This window comes from Pseudomonas sp. EpS/L25 (genome assembly GCF_001512295.1).
In the GTDB taxonomy this organism is placed as follows: domain Bacteria; phylum Pseudomonadota; class Gammaproteobacteria; order Pseudomonadales; family Pseudomonadaceae; genus Chryseomonas.
This window is the reverse complement of record NZ_LNUP01000013.1, coordinates 137885-152258: the sequence shown is the minus strand read 5'-3', so window position 1 is coordinate 152258 and position 14374 is coordinate 137885. Positions and strand designations below refer to the sequence as shown.

Here is a 14374-nt window from a genome sequence, read left to right as displayed (position 1 = left end):
GTGAGAAAAAGTAGACAACAAGGCTTCACGCTGATCGAGATCATGGTGGTGGTGGTCATCATCGGAGTGCTTGCTGCCTTGGTGGTGCCTCAAATCATGAATCGTCCTGATCAGGCCAAAATAGTAGTGGCCCAAGGGGATCTCAAGGCTATATCGGCTGCCTTGGAAATGTACCGGCTTGATAATGGAGTCTATCCTGGCACCCAGCAAGGATTGGCCGCCCTTGTTACTAGGCCTGCCGGTAATCCCATACCGCGCAACTGGAACAAGGATGGTTATCTGAAGCAGGTTCCGAATGATCCCTGGGGTAACGAATATCTATACCTTTCGCCCGGTCAACACGGTGCCTTTGATTTGTACTCTTTAGGGGCGGACGCGAAGCAAGGGGGCGAAGGCGCGGACGCTGATATCAATAATTGGAGTAAGTGAAAATGCCGCTATCCCCTCGCCAGAGGGGGTTCACATTGGTGGAGATCCTGATCGTCCTCCTATTATTGGGCATTGTAACCTCGCTGGCGGTTGTGAATGTTGGGCCTCCCTCACTGCAGCGAATGGGAAAGCTGGAAGGGAGTAGGCTGGCTAGCTTGCTGGAGTATATGCAGGATCAGTCGCTGCTGGAGTACAGGTATTACCGCTTGAGCGTGACTCCAGATGAGTACCAGGTTTTCATCTTTGATGAAGCCAAGGAGCTGTGGGTAATGGACTCTGCTGATAAGTCGCATCGGCTCCCCGAGGGCTTGAAGCTGCAGCTCAGTTTAAAGGATGACAGCGTGGCGACTCTTGGCACACTCGTCGATGGTCGCGGAGAAAGCATGGCAGTAACTAATGTTTTAGTGGCACCCGACGGATCCTTGTCGCCATTTTCTTTAGCGCTATATGAAAATGAGTCAAAATTAGTGGTTTTTAGTTTGGCCAGTGATGGCTTGAATATATCAAGCGCCGAGGGGCGCAAGGAGTAAGAGATGAAAGGTAGCCGAAGCCTTGCCGGCGGCTTCACTCTCGTGGAGATTCTGGTGGCTTTGGCTATCTTGGCCGTCATTGCAGCTGCTGTCTTGGCCGCTTCACAGCAGGTTTCGAGCAATCTTATCCATCTACAGGAGCGAAGCTTTGCGATGTGGATTGCGGAAAATCGACTCGTCGAAATGAGGATCGCGACCGGCCCCCTCGTCAGCAGCCGTGAAGTGCGAGAAGTGGAGTTCGCCAATCAGCGCTGGGATACCCTCAGTGTAGTTGAGAATACCCAAAGGCCAGGTTTACGAGGCGTCACCATCTGGGTGGCAGCGGAACCCGATGGTTTTTCCAGTTTGCCCCTAGAGCAGCGCTCCTCAGCTCGGCTGGCCACTTACCTATATTGGGAGCGTTGAGGGTGCAGCGTTCGCGCGAAGGGCAAGATGGATTCACCCTTCTTGAGCTGTTGATTTCTCTTGTCATCTTTTCCTTCATAGCACTGGCCGCCTATCAGGCGCTACGCGTGATGATCGAGGGGCGCGAGGTCACCGCGAAGCATTCTGCGGAACTTAGGTCGTTGATCAGGGCTGTGAATATGCTGGAGACAGATATGCAGCAGATTATGCTGGAGTCTTTTCGGTATCCACCGAAAGGTCAAGATGTTCCAGAGTCTTTGAGGGGCAACCTCCATGCAAAAGGGTCATTGGACTTTATCCGTCGAGGAGGGAGCAGTCTTGCAGGTGACGGACAAGCCAAGGTCATGCATATAAGGTGGCAGTTACAGGATGGCAGGTTGCAGCGAAGTTACTGGGGCTTATCTGACGGTGGACCTGTACAGCCTCGGGTACAGGAGGTTTTGTCCGATGTTTTGGTATTCAATGTCAGATATTTGGATTCGAAAAGTGTGTGGCGAGATGATTGGAAGTCTCCCGTGGAGCCAGGAAGAGAGCCAATGTTCAGTGTGCCGAGGGCTATCGAAGTGAGTCTGCAGCACAAGCTGTTTGGCCGTATTCATCGTCTTTTTCTATTGCCAGAGCCTACTGATGATGCAAGGGATGAAAGCGACAGGGCCGCGACTCACTCAGAGGGTGCTGGGTAGGAATGGCCGGGCAGCGACAAAAGGGTGTTGCTCTTATCTTGGTGCTTGCAATAGTCGCTATCGTCTGTGCCTTGGCGAGCGAAATGCTTTTCAGGCAAGTCCTAATGATCCGCCTCGCCTCGGCCAGCGTTTCATCGGGGCAGGCATGGAGTTACATGCTGGGGGGCGAAGCCTGGGTGACACAGCTGCTCACTGAAGACTGGCGACAGTCAGAAGCTTCCAAAACATACATTGATCATTCGGGAGAAACATGGGCCAAGCCCATTAAGGATTTTCCTATTGAAAACGGCAAGATGATCATTGTAGTGGAGGATCTGCAGGGACGGTTGGACCTCAACCGGGCGCTCACTGGAGACGATGGGGAGTTGACGCGTGTCAAGAATTTATTGGCTCTGTTCAGTGTCGATCAGGTCTACGTCGAGCGCTTGCTCGTTCGGCAAAGGGCGAAGGCGTCTGCAGATAAATCGAACGAAGGACAGGTTGCTGCGCCCACTTCGAATGCGGAGGATGCCAGTACTGCTACGTTGCTCAATGATACTTCTGAGTTTTTGATGGTTGGCATGAGCAGGTCCGACTACAAGAAAATAGAGCCCTATGTAGTGGCTTTACCGGCGGGGGCTACCGGTCTGAATGTCAATACTGCCTCGGATACAGTGCTCGCGTGCTTATCGAGTAACTCGGATGCGAAGACTGGCTCCGCCTTGACGGGAAGCCATAATGATCATGGCTATTCACGTCTGAGTGAGTTTTTGGGTGGCGCCTCTGGGGATGCGGCCATATACCCTGGGGGGTTGACGGTAAATAGTGAATATTTCAGGGCGACCTTTTATATGCAGTGGGCAGGGTATAGCAGGACGATATTCTCCACGTTTCATAGGAATGCCAAAGGGGAAGTACGCGTGATAGGCCGTGAGCTCTCTCAGCCACAGGCGGTGGCTGTGCAAACAGGTAGTGGGCGAGCGCTTTAAATGGATGCCCTCTTTTTGTCTGCATTGTCCAACGCTGACGAACTATCAGATGAGCTACCTGTAGTCTACGTCTCTTCAGCCCGTGAGGTCGTCACCGGGACTCTAGGAGAGCAAGCCTCGACCTGTTCGGGAAAGTCGATCGTTTTTAGTAATGCCGGCAAGCTTCTTTAGTTTTTTTGTCGTAGACCTTCCTGCGGTAAAGCCACATTGGCTACGTCAAGCTGTGACTTATGCTCTCGAAGAAATGGTTGCCGAAAGTGTGGAGGAAATGCATTTCGCTATTGGCCAGAAAAAGGGCATGGGCTCCTATGATGTCATCGCGGTACGAAAGAACATTCTGGCAATGTGGCTGAGTTTTTTCGAAAGTCGAGGGGTTGTTGTTACGGCTATATACGTGGATGCCGATTTGCTTCCTAAGGATGGTGATTTCCTGTTTTGTCGGGATAACATGATTTTTTCAGGAAGAGACGGAGTGCGGGGCGGCTTTGGGTATGCTGAGTATTCGGCCTTCCATAGCTATCTTGCAGGATTCATTGTTTTGAATTCATCCCCCTTGCTGATAGAAAATGCTCCCCAGGCATCTTCAGATTTTGCGTCTTCGGACGGCATTGAACGCTCGAATCCTTATGCTTATCTTGCAGCTAATTTTCATCTGGGTACAGATGTTGCGCAGGGTGAGTTTTCTTTAAATAAGTCTAGTAAGGTAATGAGCGCGTGGCGAGGAGTGTTTTTGGGCGGTATTTTCTTGCTGCTGCTTTGGGTGATATTTAATTATTGTACTGTGCGGTACTTTGATGGTCTGTCGCGTGAGCTGTATGCTGATAGCCTTGCCATCTACAGAAAGGCTTTTCCGGAAGACTTGCGGATAGTGAATTTGCGAGCTCAGCTGGATAGCCACGTGAATGATACGAAACGAGAAGGTCGTGAAAGTATTATCTCTATAATTTCGATAATCAATGATCGGGTGGCGACTATACCCTCGTTGGAAGTGGTGAGTTTTGCTTGGAGTGCTGAAAAAGGCGTGGCATCCTTGGACATGAAGTCCTCGGAGTTTTCTGATCTCGAGCTGCTAAGAAAGAAGCTTGGTGAAGAGGGCTATACTGTGCTGATGGGATCGGCCAGTAAAGAAGAAGGAAAAGCGATGGCGCATTTTTCCGTCAGTGGATTCGGGAAATGAGGGCGACGACTCGTCTCATGGATAGGCTGGCGCTCCAGTCGCTAAAGAACAAAGGCGCTGAGCAATGGGGGCGGCTGTCCGCTCGCGAAAGAATTTCCCTCGGAACTTTGGTTTTGTTTTTAGTGGGAGTGCTGATTTATAGCTTGATAGTGCTTCCCGGCTTAAGGGGCTTCGAGAACTCTTTGAGCGAGTTGCAGTCGAATCGCGAGCTTAATAATTATGTTAGAAGCAAGCTTGGGGGGTTTGTCGCTGCGGGGCCATCAGGCCGTGGAAAGAGTTCTGCCAGCATACAGGATTTAGTCATTAGAACTGCTAAGTCTGAGGGGGTTGATATCGAGCGGTACGAGCTTGCGCCAAGTGGGATGTTTTCTGTCAGTATCCCTCGAGTGGACTTTTACAAGCTCGTTGGCTGGATTGGTTATCTTGAGAGGAATGATGTTCAAGTAGAGGGTTTGACGTTGTCCCGTGTCGAGCAGGGAGTTGTATCATGCTCCTTGGTTGTTAAATATTAGGTTATTTGGGGCGTGCCGACTGAAGCATGGTTTTAGGAGGTGTTTTTACACCTGACTTGCTTTTGCCCGTACAATTTAGTGTGACGCGTCAAGTCCTGCTTCGAGAATCAGTTACTCCCATGGAAAACCTCCCGCTCTTCGATCTGCCCCCTGCCGCACCGGTGGAAAAACCCAAGCCCAAGCGTGCTCGCAAGGCCTCTCCCGCGGGTGGCCTGCGCCTGTTGCACACCTCCGACTGGCACCTGGGGCAGCATTTTCTTGGCCGCACCCGCGAGGCCGAGCATCGGGCGTTTCTGACCTGGTTGGTGGGCCAGGTGGAAGAGCAGCAGGTGGACGTGGTGCTGGTGGCGGGGGACATCTTCGATACCGCTACACCGCCGAGCTATGCCCGCGAGCTGTACAACGGCTTCATCGTCGCCCTGCGCGGCACGGGTGCCAGCCTGGTGGTGCTGGGTGGCAACCATGATTCCGCCGCGGTGCTGGCCGAGTCGCGCGAGTTGCTGGCCTGTCTGGATACCCGGGTGATTCCCTGCGTCAGCGCGACGCCGGCCGATCAGTTGCTGGAACTGCGCCGCCGCGATGGCGAGATCGGTGCGCTGCTCTGCGGCATTCCCTTCGTCCGCCCGCGCGATGTGGTGCAGAGCCAGGCGGGGCAGAGCGCCGATGACAAGCGCCAGGCGCTGCAACAGGCCATCCAGGGTCATTACGCCGAGCTGTACGCCCTGGCCGAGGCGCGGCGTGCCGAATTGGGCGGCGGCCTGCCCATCATCGCCACCGGGCACCTGACCACCGTCGGGGCCAGTACCAGCGAGTCGGTACGGGAGATCTACGTCGGTAGCCTGGATGCCTTCCCCACCAGCGCCTTCCCGCCGGCGGACTACATCGCCCTCGGCCATATCCATAGACCCCAGCGAGTCGGTGGCCTGGAACAGGTGCGCTACAGCGGTTCGCCACTGTGCCTGAGCTTCGACGAGGAGCGCGCCAAGGAGGTCCTGCTGGTGGAATTCGGTGCAGGCCTGGAGCGGGTGACACCCTTGGCGGTACCCTGTTTCCAGCCCCTGGCGGTGGTGCAGGGTACGCTCGACACCCTGGGCGAGGCTTTGACGCGGGCGGCGGCCGACGGCAGCGCCGAGTGCCCGGTATGGGCCGAGGTGGTGGTGGCGGGAGACGACTACCTGGCCGATCTGCAGCCGCGCATCACTGCCCTGGTGGCCGAGTTGCCGCTGGAGGTACTGCGGGTGCGCCGGGCGCGCAGCGCAGCGGCGCCGACCTTGCAGGGCACCCAGCGCGAGACGCTGGAAGAACTCAGCCCGCTGGACGTCTTCCAGCAGCGCCTGGCCGAGGAGCAACTGGACGATGAACTGCGTACCCGCCTGGAAGGGCTTTACCGCGAGGTTCTCGGCGAGTTGCCCGCCTGATCGCCTTGTAGATTCCAGGCTCCGGCCAGCTCTGGCGCCAACTGTTCCGCCAGGAAGTCGAGCAATACCCGCACACGGGCGGGCAGGTGCCGCCCCGGACCGACGAAGATGGCCCGGATCTCTTCGCGGTCGCGAGGATTCCACCCTTCCAGAAGCGCCACTAGCCTGCCCTCTGCCAGATCTGCGGCTATGTGATAGCGCGCGAGCCGGGCTATGCCCAAGCCTGCCAAGGCCATCTGCCGCAGACTTTCGCCATCGCCCAGGCGTAATGGGCCTCGCGGGGTGATGAGTTGCCTGTTGCCTTGGGCGTCGACGAACGGCCAGGCGTCCAGATGCCGTGCGTAGGTCAGGGCCAGTCCCCGATGTTCGCGTAGCTGCTCGGGGCAGCGCGGTATGCCGGAGCTTTCGAGATAGGCAGGGGAGGCCACTAGTGCCAGATCGCTGGCACCGATCCGGCGCTGGCTCAGGCGCGAGTCCGGCAGTGGGCCGGTGCGGATGGCGACGTCGCAGCGCTCGGTCAGCAGATCCACCACCTGATCGCTCAGCACCACATCGAGCTGTACCTCCGGATAACGAGCAAGGAATACAGGTAACTGGGGCAATAGGTAATGAGTGCCGAAGGCAACCTGGCAGTTGATGCGCACACGACCACGGGGCGAGCCGCGTTGGGCAGCTTCGTGCTCCGCGCAGTCGATGTCATCGAGAATACGGAGACAGCGCTCGTGGAAGAGGAGGCCTTCCGGTGTGGGCTGGAGCCTGCGCGTGGTGCGATGCAAGAGCTTCACCCCCAGGCGAGCTTCCAGGCGGCTGACGAGCTTGCTGACGGCCGAGGTGGTCAGGCCGAGGGTCCGGGCAGCAGGAGTAAATCCCTCGGTTGCGACGACAGTCTTGAAAACCTCCATCTCGAAGGCCCGGTTGATATTCTGGCGGGACATCCTGTGAATCCATTTCAACAATGAATGGAACTCACCCTAGCTATTTCATCGAGTTCTTTCTACCTAGTCTGGCACGCACCGTCCTATCGCTTTCCCAGGGGGTTGTCATGTCCGCTATTCCACGGCGTGCCTTGCCGGCGTTGTTGTCCATGATGGTGGGTGGCTTCGCCATAGGCACCACCGAATACGCCGCTGTTGGCGTACTACCGCAGATCGCTGCCGAGTTCGAGATCAGCCTGGCCCGTGCTGGCATGGTGGTCAGCGGCTATGCGCTGGGCGTCAGTCTGGGGTCTCCCGTTTTGGCAGCCCTGACCGGCGAGCTATCGCGCAAGGCGCTGATGCTGGCGATCATGGCGCTTTTTGTGCTGGCCAATGTCATGGCGGCTCTCAGCGCCAGCTATGAAGTCCTCCTGCTGGCCCGCGTTCTGTCAGCGTTGCCCCATGGGGTGTTCTTCGGGGTCGGCGCGGCCATTGCCGCGAGTTTCGTGCCCCCTGACCGCCGTGCCTGGGCGGTGGCTCTGGTGTTTGCCGGGCTGACGGGAGCGGTGGCCGTAGGCGTCCCCCTGGCCACCCTGATCGGCCAACGCCTGGGATGGCCCCAGGCTTACTGGTTCATCGCGACGCTCGGCCTGGTTTCTTTGCTGGCGATGGCCGTCAGCTTGCCGCGGCGGATCGAGCTTGCTCCCGCCAGTGGTCTGCGCGAGCAGTTCAGGGTGCTCAATAGCGGTCGCCTGCTAGTGGCGTTCGGCATGAATTTCTGCGCCTGGGGGGGCACCTTCGTCACCTTTGCCTACCTGCCCAACATCCTGACCGACATCAGCGGCTTCAGTGCCACGGGCGTTGCTTGGATGCTAGCGCTCTACGGGGTTTCCGTGATCCTTGGCAATGTCTTGGGCGGACGGGTGAGCGAGGATGCCGTACTACCGGCCTTGGCGCTGATGTTTGCCGCTCAGGCGTTGGTGCTCTGGCTGTTTTCTTTCACGGCGTCGTCCGTACCTGGGGCCGCGCTCACCCTCGCTATCCTGGGCGCGCTGATGTTCTGCAACGTCCCGGGCCTGGCGCTGTATGTGGTGCAACTGGCTCAGCGTTATCGGCCGGGCGGTGTGGACGTCGCCTCTACACTCAATGTCTCGGCCGCCAATGCCGGCATCGCCCTGGGCGCGCTCATGGGCGGGTGGGTAGCCGATTCTCGCCTGGGCTTGGGCGCCACACCCTGGGTAGGAGCCTGCCTCGTCGCGGTGGGGTTGGTGTTGACCCTGGTGAGCGGCTGGCTCGACCGGCGGGAGACAGGTGCACTGCGGCAGCTCGATTGAGCTCGCACGCGCCTGGAAGGGCTTTACCGCGAGGTTCTCGGCGAATTGCCCGCCTGATCGCAGCGAAACGCTTCTATCGGACCGATTTTCCCCACCGGAACAAGCTCCGCTGGCATGGGGTCACCCTCTCTATGTAACCCATACCGGAGGAGACCCCATGCACGACCTATCCCAACCCCTCGCCGCTACGCGCCATGAGCGCACCGACAACCAGGTGCCCAACGTCCAGGGCACCGAACGCCTGGTGTCCCTGCTGGGCGGCGGCCTGCTGATCCTTGGCGGTTTGCGCCGCGGCGGCTTGACTGGCTGCGTGAAGATGGCGCTGGGCGCCATGGCGCTCAGCCGAGGAGTACGGCAGCGTTGCGAACTCAAGGCCGCGCTGCAGCCGTCACCCTTCGAGCAGGCCCTGGGCGAACGTTGGGGCTGGCGCAATCCCACCGCCATCCAGCGCAGCGTGACCATCGCCCGGCCGCGCGAAGAGGTGTTCGCCTACTGCACCGACCTGCAACACCTGCGCGAGCTGCTGCCCTTCGTCGACCGCATCGAGCTGGGCGCCGACGGTGACAGCCACTGGCACGCCTCCGGTCCCCTGGGTCGTACCCTCAGCTGGACCCTGGAACAGAGCGAGCGGCGCGACAACGAATTCCTGCTCTGGAGCACCGTGCCCGGCACGATTATGGCGCACAAGGCTAGCCTGACCTTCAGCGATGCGCCTCAGGGCCGTGGCACCCTGGTGCAGGCCGTCCTGGCCTGCGAAGCCCCTGCCGGTCTGCTCGGCCATGCCGTCACCGAGGGCATCAGCCGCTTCACCGGCAAGGCGGTCAACCTCGGCCTGCGCCGGCTCAAACAGCAATTGGAAACCGGCGAGATTGCCACGCCCGAGGTCACCCGCAGCGGCCGACCGCTGGCGCCTACCCATCCGCCGGTCACCCGGCCGGCCGATGAGCCTCCAGCCGATATCGATGCCGGCCTCGGTACCCCGGGGAGGGCGAACTGATGCGTGCCCTGACCTGGCAAGCCCCCAACCATCTGCAGGTGGAAACCGTTCCCGACCCGGAAATCCTCAATCCGCGTGACGCCATCGTGCGCGTCATCATGTCCTCGGTGTGCGGCTCGGACCTGCACCTGCTCGGCGGCTACGTCCCCGCCATGAAGCCCGGCGACATCATCGGCCACGAATTCCTTGCCGAGGTCGTCGAGCTGGGCAGCGGCCTGCGCAACCAGGGCCTGGCCATCGGCGACCGGGTGATCACCATCTCCATCATCGGCTGCGGCGACTGCGAGCACTGCCAGCGCGAGGATTACAACTGCTGCGACAACAGCAATCCCAAGCCCGAGTTGACCGACCTGGCCTATGGGCAGCCCTGTACCGGCATCTTCGGCTATAGCCACGCCTTCGGCGGCTATGCCGGCAGCCACGCCACCTACGTGCGGGTGCCCTATGCCGACGTCAACCTGTTCAAGGTGCCCGATGGCGTCAGCGATGCCCAGGCGGTGTTCGTCTCCGACGCCGTGCCCACCGGCTACTACGCCGCCGACATCGCCGACATCCAACCCGGCGACACCGTGGCGGTCTGGGGCTGTGGCGGGGTCGGGCAGATGGCCATCCGCAGCGCCTACCTGCTGGGCGCCGAGCGGGTCATCGCCATCGACCGCTTCAGCGATCGCCTGCAACTGGCGGCGCAAAAGGCCGGCGCCATCACCCTCGACTACGAGACCACCAACATCCACGAAGCCCTGCTGGAACTGACCGGCGGCCGCGGGCCGGATCGCTGCCTGGATTGCGTCGGCATGGAAGCCCATGGCACCCAGCTCGACTACACCTACGACAAGACCAAGCAACTGCTGCGGCTGCACACCGAACGTGGCTCGGCGCTGCGCCAGGCCATCCGCGCTTGCCGCAAGGGCGGCACGGTCTCGGTGATCGGGGTCTATGGCGGGGTGATCGACAAGTTCCCCATGGGCGCCATCGTCAACAAGGCGCTGACCCTGAAGTCCGGTCAGCAACCGGGGCAGCGCTATGTGGAGCGGCTGTTCGAGCACATCCGCCAGGGTGAGCTGGACCCGTCCTACCTGCTCACCCACCCGATGAGCCTGGAAGAGTCGCCCTACGGCTACGAGCTGTTCAAGTCCAAGGACAAGAACTGCATGAGGGCGGTGTTCATGCCTTGAGGGGCAGCCCGGTGAACCTGAGGTCGCCGGGCTTTTTATCGTTCACACCCACCCGCTTGCCAGCGACTGCACCAGCGCAGCGACCCGCTGGCCGCCGCTGCAACTGACCAGCGCCAGGGTGCCCAGGCCGATCAGGATGGGCATGCCGAGGAAATCGAAGGGAGAAAGGGGCGAGTGCACGAGGATTCCTCCCGAAAGGCGGTTGCAGAGCGGTCGTAACCAGTTGAGAGCCGAGGAGGGCGCAAGTTCAGCGGCGAGGGCGACCATAGGTCGAGTGGTCGGTTGCCATGGGCGAGCGGGCGCAACAATGCCAGAATTGGCGGTTCGCCGAGTCGTCCTGGAAAAGCCCGATGAAGATCCTCACCCTGCGCCTGAAGAACCTCAATTCCCTCAAGGGTGAGTGGAAGATCGACTTCACCGCCGAACCCTTCGCCAGCAGCGGCCTGTTCGCCATCACTGGGCCCACCGGGGCGGGCAAGACCACCCTGCTGGATGCCATCTGCCTGGCGCTTTATCACCGCACCCCGCGCATGAGCAAGGTGGGCGGCGAGAGCAACGAGCTCATGACTCGCCACACCGGCGACTGCCTCGCCGAGGTGGAATTCGCCGTGCGTGGCGAGCGCTATCGGGCCTTCTGGAGCCAGCGCCGGGCCCGCGACCGCGCCGATGGCGCCCTGCAGCCGCCCAAGGTCGAATTGGCCAGGCTGGACGGCAGCATCCTTGCCGAAAAGACCGGCGACAAGCTGCGCCTGACCGAAGAACTGACCGGCCTGGATTTCGAGCGCTTCACCCGCTCCATGCTGCTGGCTCAGGGTGGCTTCGCCGCCTTTCTGGAGGCCAGCGCCAGCCAACGCGCGGAATTGCTGGAGGAGCTCACCGGTACCGCGGTGTACGGCCAGATCTCCCAGCGGGTGTTCGAGCGGGCGCGGGAGGCCAAGGTGGTGTTGGAAGGCTTGCGCCAGCGCGTCGCCGGGGTCGAGGTCCTGGATGACGAACGCCGCCAGGCGCTGACCGCCGAGGGCGCCAGCCTGGCGGCGCGCGAGGTGCAGCTGGGCGAACAACTGGCCACCTGGCAGGCGCAACGCCAGTGGCTCGCTGCGCTGGAACAGGCGGCGACCGCGGCGCAGATGGCCGAGTCTCGCCTGACCGAGGCCCAGCAGGCCTGGGACGCCGCCGAGCCCCGGCGCCAGCGCCTGGCGGCGGCCGAGCCGGCGGCGCGCCTGTTGCCGGTCGAGCAGGCCTGGCGCGAGGCCCAGGCGCGCGAGCGCCAGAGTCGTGACGAACTGACGCAGCTCGACCAGGGCCTGCAGGCCCTGAGCGCTCGCCGTGAAGCCGCCCTGGGCCAGGCGCTGGGCGCCAGTCTGGAACAATGGCGCCAGGCCGAGACGCAACAGGCACGTACGCTCGACGAACAGCAGCGCCTGGCTGACAGCCTGGCCGAGCGGACCCGCCATGCCGAGCTGGGCGAGCGCCTGGGTGACTGGCGCAGCCGGCTGGCGCTGCGTGACGAGCGCGGCGAGGCTCTGGCGCGGCTCACTCGGCGCCAGGAGGAACAGACACAGCAACTGCAGCTGCTGGCCGAGGAACGCGAGGCCCAGCAGGTAGCGGTGCAGCGGGCGCGCGACCAGGCAGCCCAGGCCGAGGCAGCGGAGCAGGCCCAGGCCGAGCGCTGGCAGGCCGCCCTGGACGGCCGCGATGAAAAGGCCTGGCGCGGCCTCTGGCAGGCGGCGCTCGGACGGGTCAACGAAGTCGACCAACTGGACCAGTTGGTCGAGCGTCGCCGTCAGCTGCAGACGCAGCTGGAGCGTCTGGCGCGCAGCCAGGGCGAGCGCCAGCGCCAGCATGGCGAGCAGCAGGTGCGGCTGGACGTCTTGCGCGGTCGCTATCGCGAGGTGGCCCAGCAGGTCCGCGAGCGGGAAAAACTGCTCGAACAGGAGCGGGTCATCCGCAGCCTGGAGGCCCAGCGCGCCGAACTGCGCCCCCATGAACCCTGCCCGCTGTGCGGCTCGCGCGAGCATCCGGCGGTGGCCGACTACGCTGCCCTGGACGTCTCGGCCACCCAGACCGCCCTGCAGGACGCCAGGACCGAACTGGAGCGCTTGACCCAGGAGGGCAAGGAACTGGGCGAAACCCTGGTGGCGCTCAAGACGCAACTCGACCAGACCAGCGAACAGCAGGCCGAGGCCGGCCAGCAGCTGGAGCAACTGGGCGAACTCTGGCGCCAGCGCTGCGTGGCCCTGGGCGCCGACCCCGAGGCACCCGGTGCGGTGGCCGAGCTGCGCCGTCGGCAGGACGCCGAGCTGGCCCGCATCCAGCAGGTATTGGCCACCCTGGACGGCCTGCGCCAGCAGGGCGAGGAGAGTCGCCAGGAGGCCCAGCGCGCGGCGCGCCAGCAGGCCGATGCCGAACAGCGCCTGGCCCTGGCCGAGGCGGCCTGGGAGCGCGCCCGCCAGAGCCTGGGCGAAGGCGCGCAGGAATTGCTGGAGGCGCAGCGCCAGCAGGCCGAGGCCGAGCGCGAGCTCGCCGCGGATCTCGCCGCCGCCGGCTACGAGCTGCCCAGCCGCGCCGCCGAGTGGCTCACCCTGCGCGATCAGGAATGGCGTACCTGGCAGGCCGACCGCCAGCGCGTCCAGGAACTGCAGCAGGGCCTGCGCGACGCAGAGCAGCGCCTGGCCGCCCTGGCGCCGCTGGTGGCGACCTGGCGCGAACGGGCGGCGGGAATCGCCGCGGCGCCGGTCGAGCCGAGCGCGGCGGCGACCGTGCTGACCGAGGCCACCGCGGCCTGGGAAGACTGTCGCGAGCAGGGCGCGGCGCTGCAGGGCACACGGCTGTCGCTGGCCGCGCGACTGGACCGGGAGGCGCAGCTGGCCGAGGAAGCCAGCGCCCGCTGGGAGACGGCCCTGGCCGCCAGTGCCTTCGCCGATGTCGAGGCCTGGCGCGCCGCGCAGCTGGACGACGCCGAGCGCAGCGCCCTGGGCGCCGAACTGGCGCGCCTGGATACCACCCTGGCCGAAGCCCGCGCCCTGGCCGGGGCCGCCCGGCAGCACCATGCCGCCCTGGGCGCGCAACCGCTCACCGAGAGATCCGCCGCCGAGCTGGATACCGCGCTGGCCGCCGCCAGTGCCGAGTTGCGTACCCTGGGCCAACGCCAGGGCGAGGTGGGCGCCGCGCTGCGTGACGACGAACGCCGTCGCGAGGGCCTGCAGGCGCTGCTGGCGGAGATCACCGCCCAGGAGCGCGACCACGACCTCTGGCAGCACCTCAACGGCCTGATCGGCTCGGCCGATGGCGCCAAGTTCCGCAAGTTCGCCCAGGGGCTGACCCTGGATCACCTGGTGCACCTGGCCAATGGGCAACTCCAGCGTTTGCATGGTCGTTACCAGCTGATCCGGCGGCAGGCGGCGGAACTGGAGCTGCAGATCCTCGACACCTGGCAGGCCGATGCCCTGCGCGATATTCGCACCCTGTCGGGCGGCGAGAGCTTCCTGGTCAGCCTGGCCCTGGCCCTGGCGCTGTCGGATCTGGTCAGCCAGCGTACCGGCATCGATTCGCTGTTCCTCGACGAAGGCTTCGGCACCCTCGACGGCGAGACCCTGGAAGTCGCCCTCGATGCCCTGGACCAGCTCAACGCCGGCGGCAAGACCATCGGTATCATCAGTCACGTGGAGGCGCTCAAGGAGCGCATTCCGGTGCAGCTCAGGGTGCGCAAGGGCGTCGGGCTGGGGCACAGCGGTCTGGAGCGGCGCTACGCGGTGGAGAAAAGCTCAACCGATTGAGTATTTCTCCTGCGCGAGTGGTCGAAGGCCGGCGAAGCGAAACGTCAAAACTGTTA

The 14374-nt window shown here is 62.4% G+C and carries 14 protein-coding genes; 12 read left to right on the top strand and 2 right to left on the bottom strand.

Annotated elements, in window-relative coordinates; all coding sequences use genetic code 11:
* The 8 genes from gspG to sbcD all read left to right on the top strand — a co-directional run bounded on the left by gspG (position 1) and on the right by sbcD (position 6122).
* Positions 1-429, top strand: a complete 429-nt coding sequence (gene gspG, locus AR540_RS14645) for a type II secretion system major pseudopilin GspG (protein WP_082707017.1) — start codon at positions 1-3, stop codon at positions 427-429.
* Positions 430-431: 2 nt separating this feature from the next.
* Positions 432-959, top strand: a complete 528-nt coding sequence (locus tag AR540_RS14640; protein ID WP_059229937.1) for a prepilin-type N-terminal cleavage/methylation domain-containing protein — start codon at positions 432-434, stop codon at positions 957-959.
* 3 nt (positions 960-962) lie between these two features.
* Entirely contained in the window at positions 963-1364 is a 402-nt protein-coding gene (gspI, locus tag AR540_RS14635) for a type II secretion system minor pseudopilin GspI (protein ID WP_059229936.1), read from the top strand.
* A gap of 2 nt (positions 1365-1366) precedes the next feature.
* The gene (gene gspJ / locus AR540_RS14630) at positions 1367-2047 is read left to right on the top strand and encodes a type II secretion system minor pseudopilin GspJ (protein ID WP_059229935.1); all 681 of its coding nucleotides are present in this window, start codon (positions 1367-1369) and stop codon (positions 2045-2047) included.
* Positions 2048-2049: 2 nt separating this feature from the next.
* Positions 2050-3015 (top strand): type II secretion system minor pseudopilin GspK, encoded by a 966-nt coding sequence (gene gspK / locus AR540_RS14625; RefSeq protein WP_059229934.1) that lies wholly within the window; start codon positions 2050-2052, stop codon positions 3013-3015.
* A 151-nt stretch (positions 3016-3166) separates the two neighbouring features.
* Positions 3167-4192, top strand: a complete 1026-nt coding sequence (gene gspL, locus AR540_RS24895) for a type II secretion system protein GspL (RefSeq protein WP_082707015.1) — start codon at positions 3167-3169, stop codon at positions 4190-4192.
* A 17-nt stretch (positions 4193-4209) separates the two neighbouring features.
* Positions 4210-4704 (top strand): type II secretion system protein M, encoded by a 495-nt coding sequence (locus AR540_RS14615; protein WP_160328345.1) that lies wholly within the window; start codon positions 4210-4212, stop codon positions 4702-4704.
* 212 nt (positions 4705-4916) lie between these two features.
* Positions 4917-6122 carry an exonuclease subunit SbcD gene (gene sbcD / locus AR540_RS14610; RefSeq protein ID WP_059230001.1) on the top strand — a complete coding sequence of 402 codons (1206 nt, stop codon included), beginning with the start codon at positions 4917-4919 and terminating at the stop codon, positions 6120-6122.
* Here sbcD and AR540_RS14605 read toward each other — a convergent pair.
* Positions 6089-7057 (bottom strand): LysR family transcriptional regulator, encoded by a 969-nt coding sequence (locus AR540_RS14605; RefSeq protein ID WP_059229931.1) that lies wholly within the window; start codon positions 7055-7057, stop codon positions 6089-6091. The genes sbcD and AR540_RS14605 overlap by 34 nt on opposite strands.
* Positions 7058-7164: 107 nt before the next feature.
* Between AR540_RS14605 and AR540_RS14600 the strand changes: the two genes are divergently transcribed.
* From AR540_RS14600 to AR540_RS14590, 3 genes are all read left to right on the top strand, one after another.
* On the top strand, positions 7165-8370 hold the full coding sequence (locus tag AR540_RS14600) for an MFS transporter (protein ID WP_236712072.1): 1206 nt from the start codon (positions 7165-7167) through the stop codon (positions 8368-8370).
* A gap of 157 nt (positions 8371-8527) precedes the next feature.
* Positions 8528-9367, top strand: coding sequence for an SRPBCC family protein (locus AR540_RS14595; protein WP_059229930.1), 840 nt, complete (start codon positions 8528-8530; stop codon positions 9365-9367).
* On the top strand, positions 9367-10542 hold the full coding sequence (locus tag AR540_RS14590) for a zinc-dependent alcohol dehydrogenase (protein ID WP_059229929.1): 1176 nt from the start codon (positions 9367-9369) through the stop codon (positions 10540-10542). Before AR540_RS14595 ends, AR540_RS14590 begins: the two co-directional genes overlap by 1 nt.
* A 42-nt stretch (positions 10543-10584) precedes the next feature.
* On the opposite strand, the gene AR540_RS25645 is transcribed toward AR540_RS14590, so the two are convergent.
* A complete protein-coding gene (locus AR540_RS25645; RefSeq protein WP_160328344.1) occupies positions 10585-10722 on the bottom strand; it encodes a hypothetical protein in 138 nt (45 codons plus the stop codon).
* A gap of 170 nt (positions 10723-10892) precedes the next feature.
* Between AR540_RS25645 and AR540_RS14585 the strand changes: the two genes are divergently transcribed.
* The gene (locus tag AR540_RS14585) at positions 10893-14318 is read left to right on the top strand and encodes an AAA family ATPase (protein WP_059229928.1); all 3426 of its coding nucleotides are present in this window, start codon (positions 10893-10895) and stop codon (positions 14316-14318) included.
* The last annotated feature ends 56 nt before the right edge of the window (positions 14319-14374 follow it).